This is a genomic window from Candidatus Reidiella endopervernicosa, from assembly GCF_013343005.1.
Taxonomy (GTDB): domain Bacteria; phylum Pseudomonadota; class Gammaproteobacteria.
The window spans coordinates 702,351-721,285 of sequence record NZ_CP054491.1; the positions used below are offsets into that span (position 1 = coordinate 702,351).

Genomic DNA, 18,935 nt, shown 5'->3' on the forward strand with positions numbered 1-18,935 from the left:
CTAACAGAGCGGAACGAGACGAATGAGCGACATCCTGCGTATTGCCACCCGAAAGAGCCCACTTGCCCTCTGGCAGGCCTACTATGTGCGCGACCGCCTGCAGGAGGCGCACCCCGGTATTGAGATCGAGCTGGTGAAGATGAGCACCCAGGGCGACAAGATTCTCGACACACCGCTTGCCAAGGTGGGCGGCAAGGGGCTGTTTGTGAAGGAGCTGGAGCAGGGGATGATGGAGGGCAGTGCCGATATCGCCGTCCACTCGATGAAGGATGTGCCGGTTGAGCTACCCGAGGGGCTGCACATCTCCACCATCTGCCCGCGTGAAGATCCTCGCGATGCCTTCGTCTCAAACAAATTTAATAGCCTCAATGAGCTTCCGCAGGGGGCGTGTGTCGGCACCTCCAGCCTGCGCCGACAGGCCCAGTTGCGAGAGCTGCGTCCAGATCTGGAACTGCGCGACCTGCGCGGTAACGTCAACACCCGCTTGAAGAAGCTCGATGATGGTGAATACGATGCCATCATCCTCGCCTGTGCCGGTCTGATCCGTCTGGAGATGGGTGAGCGCATTAAAGAGGCGCTGGAGCCGGAGCAGATGCTACCTGCCGTCGCACAGGGTGCGGTCGGTATCGAGTGTCGTGTCGACGATGAGCGGGTTAATGCCCTGCTGGCACCGCTGCACGATGAGAAGACTGCGATCCGTGTCACCGCCGAGCGTGCCATGAATGCCCGCCTTGAGGGGGGGTGTCAGGTGCCGATCGGTGGTCACGCCGTACTCGATCACGGTGTGATCGTGATGCACGCGCTGGTTGGTCGCCCCGACGGCTCCGAGGTGGTACGCGGTAATATCAGCGGCCGTCCCGAGGACGCCGAGGAGTTGGGTCAGGTGCTGGCTGATGATCTGCTCTCACGTGGTGCCGGTGAGATTCTCAAAGAGGTCTACGCGCAATCGTAATGGGCAACGAACTCGAAGGGCGCACCATCGTCGTCACCCGTCCCGTCAATCAGGCGGAGGGGCTTTGCAAGTTGATCGAGGTACATGGCGGTACCGCCTTCCGCTTCCCAACGCAGCAGATCCTGCCGCCAGAGGATAGCGGTGAGATTGATGAAGCACTGATGGATTTCCCAGAGACCGATATCGCGCTGTTCGTCAGCCCCAATGCGGTTGAGTACACTATGCTGCTAGCAGAGGCCCACGACGAACTCCTCGAAGGCCCGGTTTTCGGTGCTGTAGGCCGCACTACCAAAAAGGCACTCGAGGCCCACGGTATCGAAGTCGCTATTCTCCCCGAAGAGCGTTTCGACAGTGAAGGTATGCTCGCCACGCCTGAGCTGAACGATGTTGAAGGAAAGACCATCACTATCTTCCGTGGCAATAGTGGTCGCGAACTGCTCGCTGAAACCCTTGAAGCGCGTGGTGCGGAGGTGAGTTACGTTGAGTGCTATCGTCGTGTAAAACCGAAGAGCGATCCATCGGAACTACTCGAAAAACTGAATAGCGGCGAGATCGATACCATTACCGTCACCAGTGGTGAGGGATTGGAGAATCTGGTTGAGATGGCGGGTGATGAAGGACGCGATGCACTGACAAAAACAGAGCTGACTGTGGTCAGCCCGCGGATTGCAGAGATCGCAAAAGAGTTGGGTTTTGCTTCGATCACCACGGCTGAAGGTGCAGCGGATGAGCGGGTATTGATCTCACTGGTGAATGCAGGCTAATCCGTTTAGCTCAATAACAGAGAGGCTACAGCACTCACCTCTCGCATCGTTGGGTGCGTGGCTGAACAGGTAGTGGATCTCCTCCAGTGAGTCTTCAATAACCAGCGGCATGTTCTTCGCGTAAATGCTGAGCAGTATCACCCCGTTGATGGTGGAGTCTGTTTCAGATGCACCTCTCAGGCGTCGGGTAATGGCGGTGTTTACAGTTTGCAGATTTTTATACAAAGCGTGCAGATTGTTGAGAGTAAAGTCCGGCTCGTCTCCCTCTCTGGATTTGAAATATTGCGACAGCAGATAGGCAGAGGTTGCTCTGTAGATAGTCTCCTCTTCGGTGGCTAGTGGGAGATGAAAGCGCGCCATAGGCCGTAGAAACAGGGTGTGTGGACAGCCGCTGGTGGCCATTAACAAACCGGCCAGAGATCCTATCCCCCTCTGAAATGTTGTCTCCTGAGAATATCTTCTCTCACTCGTTGTGACCTCTAGCTGAACCTCGTCGTATGAGGTTACATTTTCAAAGCGCACCACGGTGCTGGCGATATTAGCGGTCAGCGGACAGTAGGGGTGTGTCTCTGCAGTGAGGGGACAGTTCGGGCACTGTTCATAATCGAGTTTGGCCCACACTGGTAATGGCTCGGGGTCGTCACCGTTTGCTATCGGCTCAAGGGTTTCCGCATCCAGCTGAAGGTTGAACTCTTCACTGCATTTGTGGGATGAAAACGAGTAGTGAATAGTGATGTTGTTCATTATGTTATAGGCATATGGCTGAAAAAATAGTCTCGAATGATGGCTAACCTGAACAAGCAGCGACACGTGGCATCGCAGGCTCTCTCATCGGAGTATAGCCACTAGATAGTGAATATCCTGATGCAGGCTTACTACTGCTTGGGCCTGGGTGAAGTTGGTGCAGAGATAGAGAGTAGTCGTCTGCGTTGAAAGCTTGGTTGATCTTCTGCAGTCTGCTGTTGATCGATATTTAGCCGGGCTGGCAGCGTTGGAATGTCTGATCAACCTTAAGCTCTCTGCTGTCGGGTGGAAAAGGTGATGCGCCTCGCTCAATGCTTGGACAGTAGAGATCGTAAGTTAATTCGATCTCGTTGATCTCCATCTCCCGGATGCTGCGTTGAAGCAGCTCTCGATGATGCTGCGGGCGCTCACTGTTGGGATTGATATTCTCCATAGGCCTTCGGTATTCACCCTTATAACCAAGAAATTGACATACTTTGGTTGCGGCTGATTGATCTCGCACAAAGTTAACTACAAGAAGATCGGCGGGCCTGTCAGAAAAATATGAGAGGACAAACAGATGGTAATCATTTCTTTGTTCTATCCAGGATTTAATTGCCTCTTTTGATGTGTCCCATTTGGGGCCGGTATGGTAATTCTGGCGTGTCCTCTTTCTGTGTTCTATATGAGCTAAGCGACTGTAAATCCAGCTCTCGAGATCACGTACATTGAGGATGAATTTCGATTTTGGAAATAATTGATCAAGTGCGACCATGTCTATTGGAATGTCATCGCTAAAGCAGTCATATTTTTTCAGTACGGATTGGTTGTTGTGATCCCTCCACTTGTTGCCGTGATAGGAGGGGTGCCCAAGAGATTCAAAGAGTGTATGTAGTGACGTTGAAGCGCTCTTATTGAAGCCGATCGCAAAAACTTTTTTATTTCTGATGCCGTTTCGATTTAAAAAACGACGTATGGTGATAGTTGCCTTTCTGGCAACTTCCTGGAAGTTCATTTGTGTTCCTCTACAGCCGCTAAAGCTTTCATGAATATCTGCTTGTAATAGTTACAGTGAGTTATGGTTTGAGTGATGTATGTCTTGAAAGCGTGGTGGTTGGATGAGGATTGTTTGTGCTTTTTTCTCTGCGACGATTAGAGCGAAGCTGAATCGGCTTGGCAAGTCACCCTGATGTGCATGCAGGTGAGGATCAGCTATTGTTGGCGGATGTAGAGTGTGGCAGTAATGATGAGATAAGATCGCTCTTACCACCTTGCAGGACCTTGAGTAGCTCGGTGCGTGCAACCTCCCGGTTGACATCGTGACTGGCGACAAACGCAATCAGTGCTTCGAATTTATCTCTTTTATCTTCGCCACGCTCTGAGAGATCTCTACGATCACCAAAGAGGTCCATCAGGGTTGAGCCGCAGGGACAGTTCCTGAATACCTCGACGATCAGTGTACCGTCATCGTCCTGAGACTGTTTAAGGCCGGTTTTGGTTTTATGGATGCTCTCTGTCTCGGCGAGGAACTGTTCGGCCGACTCAAACACACGACCACAGGTCTCGCAACGCTTGGGAAATGAGGAGTCTGCGAGGGCCTGTAGTCCCTTGAACAGCTCGTGTGAAAATCGTTCGTCATCGACCATGGGCGCCTGGCTCTCTCACTGTGCATCCACTGAGTATATGCACGATAGCGTGGTTATCTAGTCGAATATTTATGGGTGTATTTTCAATCTTGGTATGAAATCAGCTGTCTGCTGTTGGGTCTACTTACAGCGAAAGGGCCAGATGCGTTTGGCCGTGGCGGGGACAAGAGTGTTGTCTCGCTTGAAATAGGCAACAGGAATCCGCTTTTGGCTGCTGGGTAGTTCGACCATTGAGGGAGTGTCGTAGGGTGGTTGGTCGCGGTAGAAAGCGACAGGATCCATGAAGTAACCATCTTTGGGGGTCACGACGACACCATCGTGTGCCCAATCTGGAGATTGGCTGTAGAGGATAGCGAAGTGGAGTGCGTCTCGGCGCACCCGGCGACCCATTTTTCCGCTGTTGGATATCATGCCGATATCATCGCCCATCTTGACCTTGGTGCCGACAGGCAGCGGCGACATATTGAGCAGGTGGGTGTATTGGGAATAGGTCCAGTAGGGGAGGCCGGTCTGCTCGGGTGTGTGACGAAGCATTACCTCAATCCCTTTGCGATTACCGTCGTTCATAAAGCGGCCAACCACCATGCCATTGGCCACCGCAATGACGAGTGTTCCTCTGGGCTGTGGTATGTCGATTCCTTTATGCAGTGCTGCTCTGCCACCTCGTTTGTAGGTGTAGTCGATTGCCCACTGCTCGCTGTCGATTTCGGGACAGTTACCGTTGTTAATGAAATCGGGTTGCAGCCCCGTCTCAACGACGCCGTGTCTTCTGTATGGCAACGTTCTTCTTGCCGCTGCCACCGCGATACTTACCAACCATCTTGCGAATATCGTCACTGATCTGACTGGCATCAACGTAACCAGGGAGGGATGGACAGATATCACAGGGCGTCAGCACGCGCTTCTTACCCTCTCGTTCGGCATGTACCTGAAATGCAGATGTCATGAGCGTGAGAGCAGCAAGAACAAGGAGGGTTCTCATGTTGCTTCTATGTGGTTCAATCGATCAAGTGCAGGGTATCAACCAGCTCATTGGTATCACCCTCCTTTACAGGAAAGTGCTCGGCGAGAAGTTCGCCGCCGCGAAGAATTCCGTCGCGCAGACCCTGCGCAGGCTGTTTGTTGCTAAAGCCACCGATGATCGTGTCGCATACCGCCTGCCAGTCACTCTGGTTGAGTTTGCTATTGATCGTATCGTCACCGACGACATGCACCATATGCTCGTAGAGTGAGACATAGATCAGAATGCCGGTGGCATCCTCGGTATTGCGAATCTTGAGTTGTTGGAAGCTCTCACGTGCACGCTTCTCGACCTCATCCTGCATCTCAGCTTTTGATATGAGTGGAAGACGCAAGATTGGGAAGTGGCTGGCGAGTGCAATACCGATAAAGAAGGTAACTATCAGTATGAGCAGCACGATGGGAAGGCTGACGATGAGCGCCGGTCCGCTGCTCCACGCCTGTGTCGAATCGCTTATCCCCTGAAATGCGTACCAGCAGCATGAAAGCGACAGAAGAGAGAAGAGGAAGGCGAAGAGATCCTCAGAGCGGTCATATCGACCGGAGACGGTGGCCACCACTGGCACGATCTCGCCGGAGGTCTTCGATTCGACCTCGGCGATGGTCGCCTCGATCTGGCCGATCTCATCCTGGGAGAAGAGTGTTTTTGCGCTTTTTATTGTCATTACCATGATCCTGTTGCTCCACCACCGCCTGAGGAACCGCCACCAAATCCGCCACCGCTGCCTGAACCGGCATTGCGCAGGATGAAGAAGAGCAGCAGGCCGAATGCGACGATCAGTGCCCAGGCCCACCCTTTACGACCGGTTTTAAACAGATTGATGATGAGTAGAACAAAGCCGATCAGACCGCCGATCACCAGCGGCCAGAAGTACCAGGGCGCCGTTGCTTTGGGTAGCCCGAGGCCACGCGCCATCGCATTGAGACCGCGAACGCCATCGGCGATGCCGGTCGGGAAGTCACCGCGTTTGAAGGCGGGAACGATCAGTTCGTCCATCACCTGTTCGGCCTCATAGTCGTGCTGGCCTCCCCAATCTTTTCCCAGTTCAATGCGTGCCTTGCGATCACCCTCGGAGATGAGCAGCAAGATGCCGTAGTTTCGATCCTGCCAGCCGATACCCCAGTGGTCGAAGAGGGCTGCGGCATACTCTTCAATAGTGTGGGTAATGGCATCTTGGGATGAGAGCGAGGCGATGGTGACGACATAGAGTGGTACCTGCTCTTCACTGAGCAGTGCCGAGGCGGTGGCATCGATACGTTCGCCGGTTGCCTGGTTGATCAGGCCTGCACCATCCACATAGTAGTGCTCAGAGGGTGGTTTATCGGGAAAGGTGATGGCCGAGGCGCCGAGCGGCGCGAGGAGTAGAAACAGTGAGGCGAGTGCTGAAACGATGTGCTTCATAGTAGTGATTCCGTTCTTTGCCTTATTGAAGTCGCAGAATTGGTTTTGCTGGGAGAAGCTCAGCTTTGGACGATAACACAACGCCAGAGAGTGGTGAGCCGCGATCTGCGCGGTGTAGGTGGTTACTTTTCAAGGGTGAGATAGAGCGCCTCAACCTTGGCACGAGCCCAGGGTGTTTTGCGTAAGAATTTCAGGCTCGATTTGACCGAAGGATCGCTATTGAAACAGCGAATATCGATCTGTTTACCGAGCGACTCCCAGCCAAAGTGATCGACAAGGGCCGTGACGATCTGCTCGAGCTTGATGCCGTGCAGTGGGTTGTTTGGTTGCGGATGATTCATGACTCGATTGTACCCACAAACGGATGTTTGAGTGCGATATCCGCTAGTGGGTGGCTCGATCACCCCAGATCGACTTCAGAATTTGATCGCGACCGCAGTTCCAGCGGTAGTACTTGTAGCGAACGGGATTGTTCTTGTAGTAGTCCTGGTGGTAACTCTCATCTCCGGCGATGGGATAGAAGGTGGTGACGTCCAGGATTGGGGTGACAACCCTCTTATCGGGGAACTCGGCAATGACCTTCTGCTTTGACGCCACCGCAAGCTTCCGCTCCTCTGCATTGGCGACAAAGATCGCACTCAGGTAGCTCGGCCCCTTGTCGCAAAATTGTCCCCGAGCATCGAAGGGATCGATGTTGACCCAGTAGTGGTCGAGCAGCTGTTTGTAGCTGACCTTGTTCGGATCGTAGGTGATCTCCACCGCCTCGTAGTGGCCGGTGTGGTCGCCGTTGTAGGTCGGGTTCTTCAGCGTGCCGCCAGTAAAACCGGAGACGACATCAGTCACACCCTCCAACTTCTCGAAATCGGACTCCATGCACCAGAAGCAGCCGCCGGCGAGAATGGCCGTTTCCGAGGATGCAGGCAAGGTGAAAACCATGGTTAGGGTTAGCAGTATTGACGCTCTGAGGCTCATATGGTTCTCCTGAAGGTGCCGACAAACATGTGTGTCTCTCCGAAAAAATGGAGGTGTAAAAGATAGACCGCGCGATGCTGAAAAATATTTCACATAATCGACCGCCTATTTATAGATGCGGACGATTATGCGTGCCAGAGAAGCTTGGAAATAAGGGGTGTTCTGTGCTGGATAAGGTGTTCAAGAACCTGCCTTCTCTCATGAAGGTTAAATGCGAGTCGTGAGAAGCCAGAGTAATCGGTGCGGTTGCAGTTCTGGTTTAACCTGAAGCGGATGAATTGTTTACCTAATGCAAGCATCAGTAGGTCTGTGATGGCATCTATATTATTTTCGTGTGTGGGGTTTTGATGTATGGGCGAGCCATCCTTAGAAAGCACCTTGGTGAAATTATAGATGTTGTCGGTGCCGAGAATCTGTCTGCAATCTTCAAGTGCATCTGCGGAGTCGGTGGCAATAAAATAGGGAAGATGGTGCACATTTTGAATGCTCTTGAGTCCGTCAAGATAGTCGGTTGTATAGTCTGTATTGCGGATATGGATGGCAATATATGGCTGACCGATCTGATCAACTCTCTGCGCTAGTTGTGTGTTGATATCGTGGTGAAGCTTCATTCTCAGTAGTGCATAGATCGAACTTTCACCTCCTCCGGCCTGGTCGTGGAGAAGGATCTGGTGTTTATAGTCGCGCTTAAAGTCGAAAGTTATCAGTGAGTTTGTCTCGTCATATACACCTGAAGCGGGACATATCTTTTTGTTGTCTGTTGTAGTACCAGAAAAGAGCGCCTTTGCGTTTCAGGCGATGTCGGTACTCGCCGGTGTAGTCGTTGATTCGACCGGATATAGATTCAGGAAAGAGGTCGTTCGTATCGAGTTGGTCGGAGACGCTCTCTAGATCGAGGATCAGATTATTCTGTAGTGAGGTGAAGTAGTCAGATAGTTTGTTTTGGAAAGATTGAATGGATTTGTAGTTGGTATCCACAACTACTTTTCGATCGTATTTCTGCGCATAAACACAGCACTTTTCGATCTGGCACAGCATGTCGTTGAGTCCGCCGCGCGGACGACAAAGAATGTATCTCGGCTCCATTCTTGAAATATGTCTCTTGATGGATGGGATCACAAAATATCACAGGGTGCAGGCGATTGAACAATCAGATAAAAGTGCCACTAATGAGATCACTGTTAGTGGGTGGTCCTATCATCCCAGATCGATTTTAGCAGCTGACTGCGCCTGCAGTTCCATCGGTAATATTTATAGCGAACTGGGTTGTTAATAGCAGAAACAGAGAGGCCGCACCCTGGATAGGTGCGGCCTCTGTCTGTAGCCTTATGAGTGGTGAGACACTCGGTACGGACTACTTGTCGTTGGCGAAGTCGAACGAGTCTGAGAAGAGGTTATCGAGAGAGAGCCCCTTGGCGACGAATGTGTCCTTGGCAGCGTGAATCATTGCCGGTGGTCCGCTCATGTAGACGTCGTGGCCTGAGAGATCGGGGTAGGTCTCAGCGACGGCCTCGTGAACAAAACCGGTCTTGCCTTCCCAGTTGTCTTCGGCCTTCGGCTCGGAGAGAACCGAGGTGAAGGTGAGGAATGCGTACTCATTCGCCCACTTCTCAGCCACATCGTTCATGTAGAGATCTTCTTTGGCGCGCACACCCCAGAAGAGGTGGACCGGACGGCTGTTACTGCTATCGAAGCAGTGCTCAAGGATGCCCTTGAGGGGTGCAAAGCCGGTACCGCCGCCCATCAGGACGATCGGACGCTCATTATCTTCACGCAGGAAGAAGGTGCCGTGTGGGCCCTCAATGCGGATGATCTCCTTCTCTTTCATCTCGTTGAAGATGTAACCGGTGTAGTCACCGCCCTCGACGTGGCGAATGTGCAGCTCAATGCGGCTGTCGTTACGTGGTGCGTTGGCGATGGAGAAGGCGCGACGACGACCATCTTCGAGCAGGATGTCGATGTACTGACCGGGCAGGAACTGCATCTCGTCGGCATCGGGCATCTTCAGGATCATGCGGATGACGTCGTGGGAGAGCTTGTCGAGTGATTCAACACGGCAGGGAACATTCTTAACCTCGATCTCCTTGTTGCTGGTGATCTCCTTCACCTCAAGTACCATGTCGGAGCGCGGTATGGCCTGGCAGGTGAGGATAATGCCGTCAGCCTGCTCGTCGGGGGTGATGGCCATCGGTTCGTTCTCACCGTAGTCGTAATCACCGGAGAGCTTCTTGCACTTGCAGGCACCGCAGGCGCCGTTACGGCAGCCGTAGGGGAAGGCGAGGCCGTTGTTCAGTGCAGCATCGAGGATCGCCTCATCGGCACCGGGAGTGAATTCATGACCGCTGGGTTCGACTGTAACCTTGAAGCTCATCGCAATTCCTTAAATTGGTCTTAGTATGGATTGGCGCGGAATTATCCACCATTACGCTCAGGAATCAAAATGGAGAAGTGTGTCTTTATAGTTGGCTGTGGTTATGTCGGGCGTCGAGTCGCCTCCGCATGGCGTACAGAGAGTGTACATGTGGGCGCACTTACCCACACCGAATGTCGTGTTGATGAGCTTAAAGTGCATGGAATTGCGCCAATTGTCGGCGATCTTGATAAAAATGGTGATTTAGATGGATTATCGATTGAGGGTGACCTGCTCTACCATTTCGCACCGCCACCTCGATCGGGTGAGGTCGATAGTAGAGTCGAGCATCTGCTCAATTCGATCGGCGATCAACGCCCTGCACGCATCGTCTATCTCAGTACCACCGGCGTCTATGGCGACTGCGGAGGTGTCTGGATTGATGAGCAGCAGCCACTGAATCCTGTGGCTGCCCGTGCAAAACGGCGTGTCGATGCCGAGCAGCGTTATCGGGAGTGGTGTGAAGCGAGAGGTGTGGAGCTGGTGATACTGCGGGTGTCGGGAATCTACGGGCCCGGCAAGTTGCCGGAAGCAAGGATCAGACGTGGAGACCCGGTGCTGGAGGAGGCGAGCTCCCCCTATACCAACCGAATCCACATCGATGATCTGGTGGCGGCTGCAGTGGCGGCAGGTAGAGAGGGTGCATCGGGAATCTACAATGTGGCCGATGGTCATCCCACCACCATGACCGACTACTTCTGTCGGGTGGCGGACCATCTGGGGCTACCGCAACCTGAGCAGCTGACACCCGAAGCGGCAGAGGCGGTGCTGGGAGAGGGTATGAAGAGTTATCTGGCCGAGTCGCGGCGTATCGACAATTCTCGTCTGAAGGATCTGCTAGGCGGCAAGCTCCGTTTTCCCGATCTGGAGCATGGTCTGGCGGGTTGTTGAGGCGGATTCACGGAGTGCGCGATGCTTTATCTGGGCTACGACTGATCGTAGTTGGACCGCTCTACTTCTTACTCTTTTTCGGGCGGCTCTCTTTCGAGTCGAGCCAGTCGATGATCGGCTGCCACTGCTCGCGGTCGTGGCCGGTGTGGGAGGCGGGAAGCTCGAAGATGCCAACGCCCTGTTCAGCGGCACGGATGTAGTTCTGGGTGTCACGCAGTACACCGATGAAGGGAATGCCGAGCCGATCGAGAAAACGGTGCAGGCTCTGGTAGACACGGGTCCGTTCGCGAACCCGGTTGGCGACCACCGCGATGCGGGTGCGAGAGCGAGAGACACGTCCCATCGTTAATAGCTCGGCGATGTAATCGGCGGTGGCGCGGATATCGAACGGTGAAGGTAACACCGGAATCAGGATCGTCTGGGCGAGTTTTACATGGTTTTTCAGCTGCTTGTCACGTACCGAGGCGGGCGAATCCATGATCAGTGCCCCCTTGCCGTGGGGCAGCATCAGTTCACCGACCTTCTCGGGTGCGCAGCGCTGAATCTTCGGCAGCTTCTTGCTGCGTGCCTTGAGCCACGCCTTGCTGCTTCCCTGTGGATCGAAGTCAGCGAGTATCACCGGCTCACCTTGGCTGGCGTAATAGCTGGCAAGATTGGTGGCGATGGTGCTTTTTCCGCACCCACCCTTGGGGTTGAGGACCATAATTCTGCGCATTGGTGCTCTGAATTCCTTGTGGCTGATTAGGGGGGGCTAGTCGTCGAGGATGTCGAGCTCGTCCCAGAGTTGGTCAACCCGCGATTTTACCGCCTCATCCATGACAATGGTGCTGCCCCACTCGCGGTTGGTCTCGCCCTGCCACTTATTAGTAGCATCAAAGCCCATCTTCGAGCCCAGGCCTGAAACCGGCGATGCAAAGTCGAGGTAGTCGATCGGTGTGTTCTCGATCATGGTGGTGTCCCGCGCCGGATCCATGCGGGTGGTCATGGCCCAGATGACGTCGTTCCAGTCTCGCACGTTCACGTCATCATCGGTGACGATCACGAATTTTGTGTACATAAACTGGCGCAGGAAGGACCAGACGCCGAGCATCACCCGCTTCGCGTGGCCAGGGTACTGCTTCTTCATGCTGACTACCGCCATGCGGTAGGAGCACCCCTCGGGCGGCAGGTAGAAGTCGACTATCTCTGGGAACTGCTTCTGCAGGATCGGCACAAAGACCTCATTGAGTGCCACGCTGAGAACTGCCGGTTCATCGGGCGGACGCCCGGTGTAGGTGGAGTGGTAGATCGGGTCTTGGCGCTGGGTGATGCGCTCAATGGTGAAGACGGGGAACGACTCCACCTCGTTGTAGTAGCCGGTGTGGTCGCCAAATGGCCCTTCGTCGGCCATGTCCTCGGGGTAGATGAAACCCTCCAACACAAACTCAGCACTGGCGGGTACCTGCAACTCGGAACCGATGCAGTTGGTGACCTCGGTCTTGGCGCCGCGCAGTAACCCGGCGAAGGCGTATTCGCTAAGTGAGTCGGGCACCGGGGTAACGGCACCGAGAATGGTGGCCGGATCGGCGCCGAGTGCCACGGCGATCGGGAAGGGTTCACCGGGATGTTCCTGCTGCCACTCACGGAAATCGAGTGCGCCGCCACGGTGTGAGAGCCAGCGCATGATGACGCGGTTCTTACCGATCACCTGCTGGCGATAGATGCCGAGATTCTGTCGCTCTTTGTGTGGTCCCCTGGTGACCACCAGTCCCCAGGTGATCAGCGGTCCGGCATCGCCCGGCCAGCAGGTCTGCACCGGAAGCTTGCCAAGATCGACCTCGTCACCCTCCAGTACCACCGCCTGGCAGGGTGCGCCCTTGACCACCTTGGGTGCCATGTTGAGCACCTGCTTGAAGACCGGCAGCTTCTCCCAGGCATCCTTCATCCCCTTGGGTGGCTCTGGCTCCTTGAGGTAGGCGAGTAGTTTGCCGACCTCGCGAAGTGCCTCGACCGACTCCTCACCCATACCGTAGGCGACCCGCTCCGGGGTGCCGAAGAGGTTGGCCAGCACCGGTACGTCGGATCCCTTCGGATTCTCGAACAGCAGCGCCGGGCCACCAGCACGCAGGGTGCGGTCGCAGATCTCGGTCATCTCCAGATTGGGGTCGATCTCAGTGGTGATGCGCTTGAGCTCGCCCTTCTGCTCAAGCTGCGCGATGAAGTCTCGCAGGTCTCTGTATTTCATTCTTTTCACGCCTGATTGTGCCGAACGATTATGCGGGTGTGGTGAAAAGTCAGGCAAATAAGATGATCGATCTGAGGGTTATTACTGCTTTAACTAGCGGCTGAGCGGAAGTAGGATGCAAAACCATAATTTCTGGCTGGAGATTGAGAATGGCGATTACCTGGGACGATACCTACAGTGTGGGTATCGAAGAGATCGATAATCAGCACAAGGTGCTGGTAGGTCTGATCAATGAGCTTGATGATGCGCTGCGGGTGCATAGCAATCGTGAGATGGTGCAGGGGGTGATCGATCAGCTGATCGACTACACCAAGCTCCATTTTGCGGTGGAAGAGAGCATTATGCGGTTGTTCAAATATAAGGAGTATGAGCCGCACAAGGCGGTTCATGACGGCATTATCGATAAACTGAATGGGATGAATGAGAAGTTTATGGCGGGGATCGTTCGGTGGGTACCGAACTGCTCTTCTTCCTGCAGGAGTGGCTCTTTGACCACATACAGAAGGTCGACAAACAGTACTCAAAACGCTTCCAGAAAATTCTTGGTGGTGGGGTGCTGGGTAAGCTCTTCTAATAAGCTCAGGATCAGACGATATGGCGAGTGATGAACAGTGCGGCCTGGGTGTAGAGCCCGACTACTCCAAGGTGACGATGGTTACCCTTGAGCCGCAGCCTTCGCCTCAGGACTACATCGCTGCGATGGCGCTGGCCGATAGTGAGGCCGAATCGCGTCTTGGTGAGGTGATGTTGATCTCATGGTACGACCGCGATCGCGATTACGAGTCGCCACAGCACAGCAGTGAGTGTCATATGGATAGCGCGGTACCGGGCTATGTCGACTATGGGCTTAACCACGGTGCCACCCTGAAGATCGATATCGAGCAGGGGCGTTTCATCTTTTTCTACCTTGCGCTCGACCTCTAATTCACGCTAATGGCACTGCTCTGGTATAGAAAAGAGGGTGAGTCACGCTATGAGGTGCGTAGCGCAGGTGCCACGCGCCGTCTCTATACCAACGGCGTCTTCCACAGTCAGTACAACCCCAATCGCCCCATCAGTGGCAGTGTCTGGGGCCTGCTGATGTTGCCCGCGCTCTACTACCCCCCGTGGCTCGATAAAACGGGTGCTGCTGCTAGGTGTCGGTGGCGGTTCGGTGATTCGTTTACTTCACCACTACCTGCAACCGGAATCTGTGGTTGGCGTTGAACTCAATCCGATCCATCTGCAGGTGGCACGTGACTTCTTCGAAGCCGAGCAGCCTGGGGTTACATTGGTTGAGGGAGATGCCCGGGCCTGGGTTGAGAGCTATCGCGGCGAACCGTTCGATATGGTGATCGACGACCTGTTTGGTGATACCGATGGGGAGGCGGAGCGTGCTATTACCGCATCGGGTGTGTGGATGGGCAGCTTGGCCAGGCTACTTACCCCTGAGGGCGCACTGGTGATCAACTTCGGCTCGCGTGAGGAGCTGCGCGGCAGTGGTTACTTCACCAACCAGCGTGTAACGCGGCGATTCAACGCCGTACATGAGCTGACACTGCCGCTGTTCGAGAATGCGATTGGGGTGTTTCTCGGTGAGGCGTTGCAGCCCAGTGAGCTGCATACTAGTCTGCAGGAGTTAAGCGGTGTGGGGGCGCTCTATGTAGATGGTCGTCCTAAATATCGTCTGCGCAGAATCGAATAATAAAACTGGGGTCACAATGGATAAACAATCGGGAAATAACCAGATACCACTGCCAACCACCACGCTGTGGGCAATACTGTTTGCCTCCTTCTTCATCATGCTGGGAATGCTCTTCTACCTCTTCGCCAACGTGATTGAGATTGCGCCGATCCCATCGCTGCAGCCGACGCTTTTTTATGGCGGTCTGGCGGTAGCGGCTGTGGTGCTGTTGGTCAGCAAAAGCCTGGCAAATCGGAGTCGACTCGAGGCAGAGGGGCGTCAGGGGAGTGGTAACCCGCTCTCGGCACTGATGTTGCCGATTGCACTGGCCGAGGCGCCGGCGATGATCGGCGCACTGCATTTTCTGCTCGGTGGTGATCTGATGCGATCGCTGTTGCTGGTGGCGGCATCGGTTATCCTCTTTTTGGTGAATAAACCGTAACGCCCTGTTGGTATTGGTGATTTGAACCTGTCTAAAGTTTGCTGGCAGCGCTTCTCCATATCGGTTATTACTAACGCGGTGCGGATTTAACAATCCGTCCCTTTGCATGAGAGGTATGGCAATGGCTGATGAGAACGGAGCGGAGCGGCGCAGGGACGAGCGACATGGGCGGGTCGATCGGGTGACGTTGCGCCCACTTGAATCACCCGAGGGTGCTGAGATTGAGGTTGCGCAGGTCAGTTGTATGACGGTCGACATCTCGGCCGGTGGTTTCTGTCTGCGCTCCAATGAGGCGGTAGAAACCGATCAGCAGGTTGAGATCTGTGCACAGGTATTGGGCAATCCAATTAAGTACTATCTTAAAGGGACCGTACTGCGCTGCACCGCCTTTGAGGATGGCTACGCGCTTGGTATCGAGCTCGAGGAGCGACCGGGAGCCGATCTACGTGGCTGGCAGGCGCTGTTCGAAGAGTAAATGGTGATTGGAAAGGGATGAGACAGAGAGAGCATGGCTGAACCCACTTTCGAGGTTATCTTTCGCGGCAGACGTGTCGAGGGCACCGATCTAATCGAGGTGAAGCAGCGCGTTGCGGCGCTGTTCAAGACCGAGGTTGAGAAGATCAACCATCTCTTCTCCGGTAAGGCGATCGCGATCAAGCGCGGTATCGATCAGCAGACGGCGCAGAAATATCAGGTGGCCATGCGCCAGGCGGGTGCCGAATGTGAGGTTGTGGTCTCAGGCGGTGCAGCGAACAGCCAGCCACAGTCTCCCGCCACCCCGTCCACTCAGGAGCCGGCAGCAGCGAACAGAACCACCAGCCAGCCAGCGGCTGGGCTTGATAGCGCAGAACTGGCCGCCTTTGGCGCGACGCTCTCCGAGAAGGAGCGGGGAGAGACACCGCAGATAGATACCAGTGCCTTCTCGGTGGCTGATGTTGGTGAGACGATTGCCGAGGTGGTCAGGGGTGAAGCACCCGACATCGACACCAGTGCGCTGAGTGTCGGCAGTGTCGGTGAGACCCTGGGCGAGGTGGTCAAGGGTGAGGCACCTGATATCGATACCAGTGCATTGAGTGTCAGTGAGGCCGGTGAGACGTTGACGGAGTTCGAGCGGGGCGAGACGCCACAGATCGATACCAGCTCACTGAGTGTCGCCGAGGTCGGTGAGGTACTGGGCGAGAAGAAAAAGGGCGAGGCACCCGATATCGATACCAGCGCACTGAGCATCGATTCTGACGAGTAGAGACTGCCGAACTCTTTTAGATCGAGTATAATCTGCATCAATCTGACGTGCTGTTCAGAGACAATCCCAGAGCAAGTAACCCACCGGATACCCTATTTTGTACCCCACGATTGAGAAAAACCTGGCCCGTTTTATCGCCTCGGCCAGTGCGGAACTATTGAATAACGGCTCGATCGGGGTGGAGAAGGAGTGCCTGCGGGTTAATGAGAAGGGCAGCATCTCGCAAAAGCCGCATCCGATGGTGCTCGGTTCGGCACTGACCAACCCCTATATCACTACCGACTACTCCGAGGCGCTGCTGGAGCTAATAACCCCACCCGTTGGCGAGATGCAGGCGGTGTTCAAGTTTCTTTGTGATACGCAGCAGTATGTCTATCGCCACCTGGGCGATGAGCTGCTCTGGTCGACCAGCATGCCGTGCGTGGTCGCGGGTGAGTCGAGTATTCCACTGGCGAGATACGGCAGCTCCAACGCTGGTCAGATGAAGAATATCTACCGTCGAGGACTTGGCTACCGTTACGGTCGGGTGATGCAGGTGATCGCTGGCGTCCACTTCAACTACTCATTCTCAGATGCATTCTGGCAGGCGCTACATCGACTCGAGGGCGATAACCAGCCGCTGCAGAACTTTATCTCAGAGCGCTACATGGGGCTGATCCGGAGCCTGCAGCGTGTCGGTTGGCTGATCCCCTATCTGTTTGGAGCCTCACCGGCGATCTGCAAGTCATTCCTCGGTACTGAGCCGACCGAGCTCGAGTCGTTCGATGAGTTTAGCTACTATGGCCCCTACGCAACCTCGCTGCGCATGGGTGATATCGGCTACCAGAACAATAAGGAGAGCGAGAGTGGCATAAAGGCGTGTTACGACTCGCTCGACGCCTATGTTGAGAGTCTCAACTGTGCGATCGACACTCCCTGCCCCGACTACGAAAAGATCGGGGTGAAGGTCGATGGAGAGTATCGCCAGCTCAATGCCAATATTCTGCAGATTGAGAATGAGTACTACAGTACGGTACGTCCCAAGCAGATTCTGAAGGGGAATGAGAAGCCGACCGTGGCGCTTAAGCGTCGTGGTGTGCGATATGTGGAGCTACGCTCGCTTGATGTGAACGCCTTCGATCCTCTGGGTATTAACGCTGAACAGCTTCGATTTCTTGAGATGTTGATGATCTTCTGTCTGTTTGAAGAGTCACCCTCGCTCGCTGCGGGCGAGGCCCAGGAGATCGATGCCAATGAGATGACGGTCGCTCATCGCGGACGCGAACCGGGGCTGACACTTAACCGTTGTGGCGAGTCAGTTAGCCTGAAGCAGTGGGCCGGTGCGGTGTGCGATGCGCTACTGCCAATCTCAGAACTGCTCGATCGCGATGAAGGTGGTCGACCCTACAGCGCGGCTCTGGCAGAGCAGGTTGAAGCGGTTGCCGATCCTGAAAAGACCCCGTCGGCACGCATGCTCAACGAGATGCGCGATAATGGTGAGGCGTTTTTCCACTTCGCCAATCGCATGTCGCAGCAGCATCGAAGATATTTCATGGAGCGTGCCGTTGATGATGTACAGATGGCACTGTTCGATGAGCAGGCGAAGCAGTCGTTGCGCCATCAGCGCGAGATTGAAGAGTCGGACGGTGAGGATTTCGACGCATTTCTAGCGGACTATTTCGCACAGCGCTGATCTTCATATGGGTGGGATCGTAGACGCACAGCGATCCTGATCCCTGTTTGTTGCAGTGCGAACCGGCTAGCTATTAGCCGCGAGTGAAGACCCAATCACTCTCATTCGAGAGCGATTCGTTGAACAGGTAATCCTCCTGTGCAAAGTCACGCAGCGCCTCGGTTTCGCTCAGACGGTTCTGGATAATAAAGCGACTCATCAGACCACGCGCCTTCTTGGCGTGCACACCGATTACCTTGTAACCGTCACCCTTACGCTCCTTGAAATGGGGTGTGATGATTCGGCCTTCGAGCCTCTTCGGTCGAACTGCCTTGAAGTACTCGTTGGAGGCAAGGTTGATCAAGGTCTCGTCACCCTGCTTTTTCAACGCTTTGCTCAGCTCGTTGGTGATGGTGTCGCCCCAGAACTGGTAGAGGTTCTTGCCACGTGAGGTGTCGAGTGAGCGGCCCATCTCGAGTCGGTAGGGCTGCATCAGGTCGAGCGGGCGCAGTAGGCCGTAGAGACCAGAGAGGATACGCAGGTGCTTCTGGGCGAATTTGAAATCGGCCGCTTTGAAACTCTCGGCATCAAGCCCGGTATAGACGTCACCCTTGAAAGCGAGCAGCGCCTGCTTGGCATTCTCCGCAGTGAAGGGGGTGTGCCAGTCGTGAAAGCGCTCGAAGTTGAGATCGGCCAGCTTCATACTTACCTTCATCAATTCTGCGATATCGAGTTCCGAGAGGTTGCGGGCGCGATCGATCAATAGCTGCGAGTCGTCGAGCAGATCGGGGGTGGTGAAGGTTTTGGTCTTCGGCGCGGTCTCATAATCGAGGGTCTTGGCCGGTGAGATGACGATCAACATCGTGTCTGGTTCTCGTTAATTGCAGAGCGGGAATTATACTATTGGCTACTATGCGCGGCGAAGTTCCCGT

The 18,935-nt window shown here is 54.6% G+C and carries 26 protein-coding genes; 12 read left to right on the top strand and 14 right to left on the bottom strand.

Annotated features, from left to right (window positions below; all coding sequences use genetic code 11):
• Window positions 1–22: 22 nt before the first annotated feature.
• Both hemC and HUE57_RS03960 read left to right on the top strand, forming a co-directional pair.
• Window positions 23–952, top strand: coding sequence for a hydroxymethylbilane synthase (hemC, locus tag HUE57_RS03955; RefSeq protein ID WP_078484317.1), 930 nt, complete (start codon window positions 23–25; stop codon window positions 950–952).
• Window positions 952–1,716: a uroporphyrinogen-III synthase gene (locus HUE57_RS03960; RefSeq protein WP_078484316.1), complete on the top strand. Its 765-nt coding sequence runs from the start codon at window positions 952–954 to the stop codon at window positions 1,714–1,716. Before hemC ends, HUE57_RS03960 begins: the two co-directional genes overlap by 1 nt.
• Here the strand turns inward: HUE57_RS03960 and HUE57_RS03965 are convergent.
• The 10 genes from HUE57_RS03965 to HUE57_RS04010 all read right to left on the bottom strand — a co-directional run bounded on the left by HUE57_RS03965 (window position 1,696) and on the right by HUE57_RS04010 (window position 8,090).
• Window positions 1,696–2,526, bottom strand: a complete 831-nt coding sequence (locus HUE57_RS03965; protein WP_174672751.1) for a DUF6901 family protein — start codon at window positions 2,524–2,526, stop codon at window positions 1,696–1,698. The genes HUE57_RS03960 and HUE57_RS03965 overlap by 21 nt on opposite strands.
• Before the next feature lie 163 nt (window positions 2,527–2,689).
• Window positions 2,690–3,454: a sulfotransferase gene (locus HUE57_RS03970; RefSeq protein WP_078483567.1), complete on the bottom strand. Its 765-nt coding sequence runs from the start codon at window positions 3,452–3,454 to the stop codon at window positions 2,690–2,692.
• 193 nt (window positions 3,455–3,647) lie between these two features.
• Complete coding sequence (locus HUE57_RS03975) at window positions 3,648–4,085, bottom strand: oxidoreductase (protein WP_078483566.1); 438 nt, start codon at window positions 4,083–4,085, stop codon at window positions 3,648–3,650.
• A 120-nt stretch (window positions 4,086–4,205) separates the two neighbouring features.
• The gene (locus tag HUE57_RS03980) at window positions 4,206–4,865 is read right to left on the bottom strand and encodes a M23 family metallopeptidase (RefSeq protein WP_172840254.1); all 660 of its coding nucleotides are present in this window, start codon (window positions 4,863–4,865) and stop codon (window positions 4,206–4,208) included.
• Entirely contained in the window at window positions 4,837–5,031 is a 195-nt protein-coding gene (locus HUE57_RS03985; RefSeq protein ID WP_172840252.1) for a hypothetical protein, read from the bottom strand. Before HUE57_RS03985 ends, HUE57_RS03980 begins: the two co-directional genes overlap by 29 nt.
• Window positions 5,032–5,083: 52 nt before the next feature.
• The gene (locus tag HUE57_RS03990) at window positions 5,084–5,770 is read right to left on the bottom strand and encodes a TPM domain-containing protein (protein ID WP_172840250.1); all 687 of its coding nucleotides are present in this window, start codon (window positions 5,768–5,770) and stop codon (window positions 5,084–5,086) included.
• Window positions 5,770–6,507: a TPM domain-containing protein gene (locus HUE57_RS03995; protein ID WP_078483563.1), complete on the bottom strand. Its 738-nt coding sequence runs from the start codon at window positions 6,505–6,507 to the stop codon at window positions 5,770–5,772. The genes HUE57_RS03990 and HUE57_RS03995 overlap by 1 nt, the downstream gene beginning before the upstream one ends.
• Before the next feature lie 122 nt (window positions 6,508–6,629).
• The gene (locus tag HUE57_RS04000; protein ID WP_078483562.1) at window positions 6,630–6,848 is read right to left on the bottom strand and encodes a VF530 family protein; all 219 of its coding nucleotides are present in this window, start codon (window positions 6,846–6,848) and stop codon (window positions 6,630–6,632) included.
• Window positions 6,849–6,891: 43 nt separating this feature from the next.
• On the bottom strand, window positions 6,892–7,479 hold the full coding sequence (gene msrA, locus HUE57_RS04005; protein WP_078483561.1) for a peptide-methionine (S)-S-oxide reductase MsrA: 588 nt from the start codon (window positions 7,477–7,479) through the stop codon (window positions 6,892–6,894).
• Between the two features lie 125 nt (window positions 7,480–7,604).
• On the bottom strand, window positions 7,605–8,090 hold the full coding sequence (locus tag HUE57_RS04010) for an O-fucosyltransferase family protein (RefSeq protein ID WP_174672752.1): 486 nt from the start codon (window positions 8,088–8,090) through the stop codon (window positions 7,605–7,607).
• A 139-nt stretch (window positions 8,091–8,229) separates the two neighbouring features.
• Here HUE57_RS04010 and HUE57_RS04015 point away from each other — a divergent pair, with 139 nt between their 5' ends.
• Window positions 8,230–8,370: a hypothetical protein gene (locus tag HUE57_RS04015; protein ID WP_174672753.1), complete on the top strand. Its 141-nt coding sequence runs from the start codon at window positions 8,230–8,232 to the stop codon at window positions 8,368–8,370.
• Between the two features lie 463 nt (window positions 8,371–8,833).
• Here HUE57_RS04015 and HUE57_RS04020 read toward each other — a convergent pair whose 3' ends face one another.
• Window positions 8,834–9,850, bottom strand: coding sequence for a CDP-6-deoxy-delta-3,4-glucoseen reductase (locus HUE57_RS04020; protein ID WP_078483559.1), 1,017 nt, complete (start codon window positions 9,848–9,850; stop codon window positions 8,834–8,836).
• Between the two features lie 69 nt (window positions 9,851–9,919).
• Here HUE57_RS04020 and HUE57_RS04025 point away from each other — a divergent pair, with 69 nt between their 5' ends.
• Window positions 9,920–10,780: an SDR family oxidoreductase gene (locus tag HUE57_RS04025; protein ID WP_174672754.1), complete on the top strand. Its 861-nt coding sequence runs from the start codon at window positions 9,920–9,922 to the stop codon at window positions 10,778–10,780.
• A gap of 61 nt (window positions 10,781–10,841) precedes the next feature.
• Here the strand turns inward: HUE57_RS04025 and HUE57_RS04030 are convergent, their stop codons facing one another.
• Window positions 10,842–11,483 (bottom strand): nucleotide-binding protein, encoded by a 642-nt coding sequence (locus HUE57_RS04030; protein WP_236725673.1) that lies wholly within the window; start codon window positions 11,481–11,483, stop codon window positions 10,842–10,844.
• A gap of 48 nt (window positions 11,484–11,531) precedes the next feature.
• Window positions 11,532–13,004 (bottom strand): 4-hydroxy-3-polyprenylbenzoate decarboxylase, encoded by a 1,473-nt coding sequence (ubiD, locus tag HUE57_RS04035; RefSeq protein ID WP_078483556.1) that lies wholly within the window; start codon window positions 13,002–13,004, stop codon window positions 11,532–11,534.
• 149 nt (window positions 13,005–13,153) lie between these two features.
• On the opposite strand from ubiD, the gene HUE57_RS04040 reads away from it, so the two are divergent.
• The 8 genes from HUE57_RS04040 (at window position 13,154) to gshA (ending at window position 18,024) form a co-directional block, all read left to right on the top strand.
• Window positions 13,154–13,609 carry a bacteriohemerythrin gene (locus tag HUE57_RS04040; RefSeq protein WP_174672755.1) on the top strand — a complete coding sequence of 152 codons (456 nt, stop codon included), beginning with the start codon at window positions 13,154–13,156 and terminating at the stop codon, window positions 13,607–13,609.
• Window positions 13,599–13,928 (top strand): AF1514 family protein, encoded by a 330-nt coding sequence (locus HUE57_RS04045; RefSeq protein ID WP_078483554.1) that lies wholly within the window; start codon window positions 13,599–13,601, stop codon window positions 13,926–13,928. The genes HUE57_RS04040 and HUE57_RS04045 overlap by 11 nt, the downstream gene beginning before the upstream one ends.
• Window positions 13,929–13,937: 9 nt before the next feature.
• Complete coding sequence (locus HUE57_RS04050) at window positions 13,938–14,210, top strand: hypothetical protein (RefSeq protein WP_135622146.1); 273 nt, start codon at window positions 13,938–13,940, stop codon at window positions 14,208–14,210.
• Window positions 14,158–14,688, top strand: coding sequence for a polyamine aminopropyltransferase (locus tag HUE57_RS04055; RefSeq protein ID WP_172840248.1), 531 nt, complete (start codon window positions 14,158–14,160; stop codon window positions 14,686–14,688). Before HUE57_RS04050 ends, HUE57_RS04055 begins: the two co-directional genes overlap by 53 nt.
• A 16-nt stretch (window positions 14,689–14,704) precedes the next feature.
• Window positions 14,705–15,109, top strand: coding sequence for a hypothetical protein (locus HUE57_RS04060; RefSeq protein ID WP_078483552.1), 405 nt, complete (start codon window positions 14,705–14,707; stop codon window positions 15,107–15,109).
• A 121-nt stretch (window positions 15,110–15,230) separates the two neighbouring features.
• Window positions 15,231–15,584 (top strand): PilZ domain-containing protein, encoded by a 354-nt coding sequence (locus tag HUE57_RS04065; protein WP_172840246.1) that lies wholly within the window; start codon window positions 15,231–15,233, stop codon window positions 15,582–15,584.
• Window positions 15,585–15,617: 33 nt separating this feature from the next.
• Entirely contained in the window at window positions 15,618–16,352 is a 735-nt protein-coding gene (locus HUE57_RS04070) for a hypothetical protein (protein WP_078483550.1), read from the top strand.
• Window positions 16,353–16,449: 97 nt separating this feature from the next.
• The gene (gene gshA / locus HUE57_RS04075) at window positions 16,450–18,024 is read left to right on the top strand and encodes a glutamate--cysteine ligase (protein ID WP_078483549.1); all 1,575 of its coding nucleotides are present in this window, start codon (window positions 16,450–16,452) and stop codon (window positions 18,022–18,024) included.
• 73 nt (window positions 18,025–18,097) lie between these two features.
• On the opposite strand, the gene yaaA is transcribed toward gshA, so the two are convergent.
• Window positions 18,098–18,865, bottom strand: a complete 768-nt coding sequence (yaaA, locus tag HUE57_RS04080) for a peroxide stress protein YaaA (RefSeq protein WP_078483548.1) — start codon at window positions 18,863–18,865, stop codon at window positions 18,098–18,100.
• Between the last annotated feature and the right edge of the window lie 70 nt (window positions 18,866–18,935).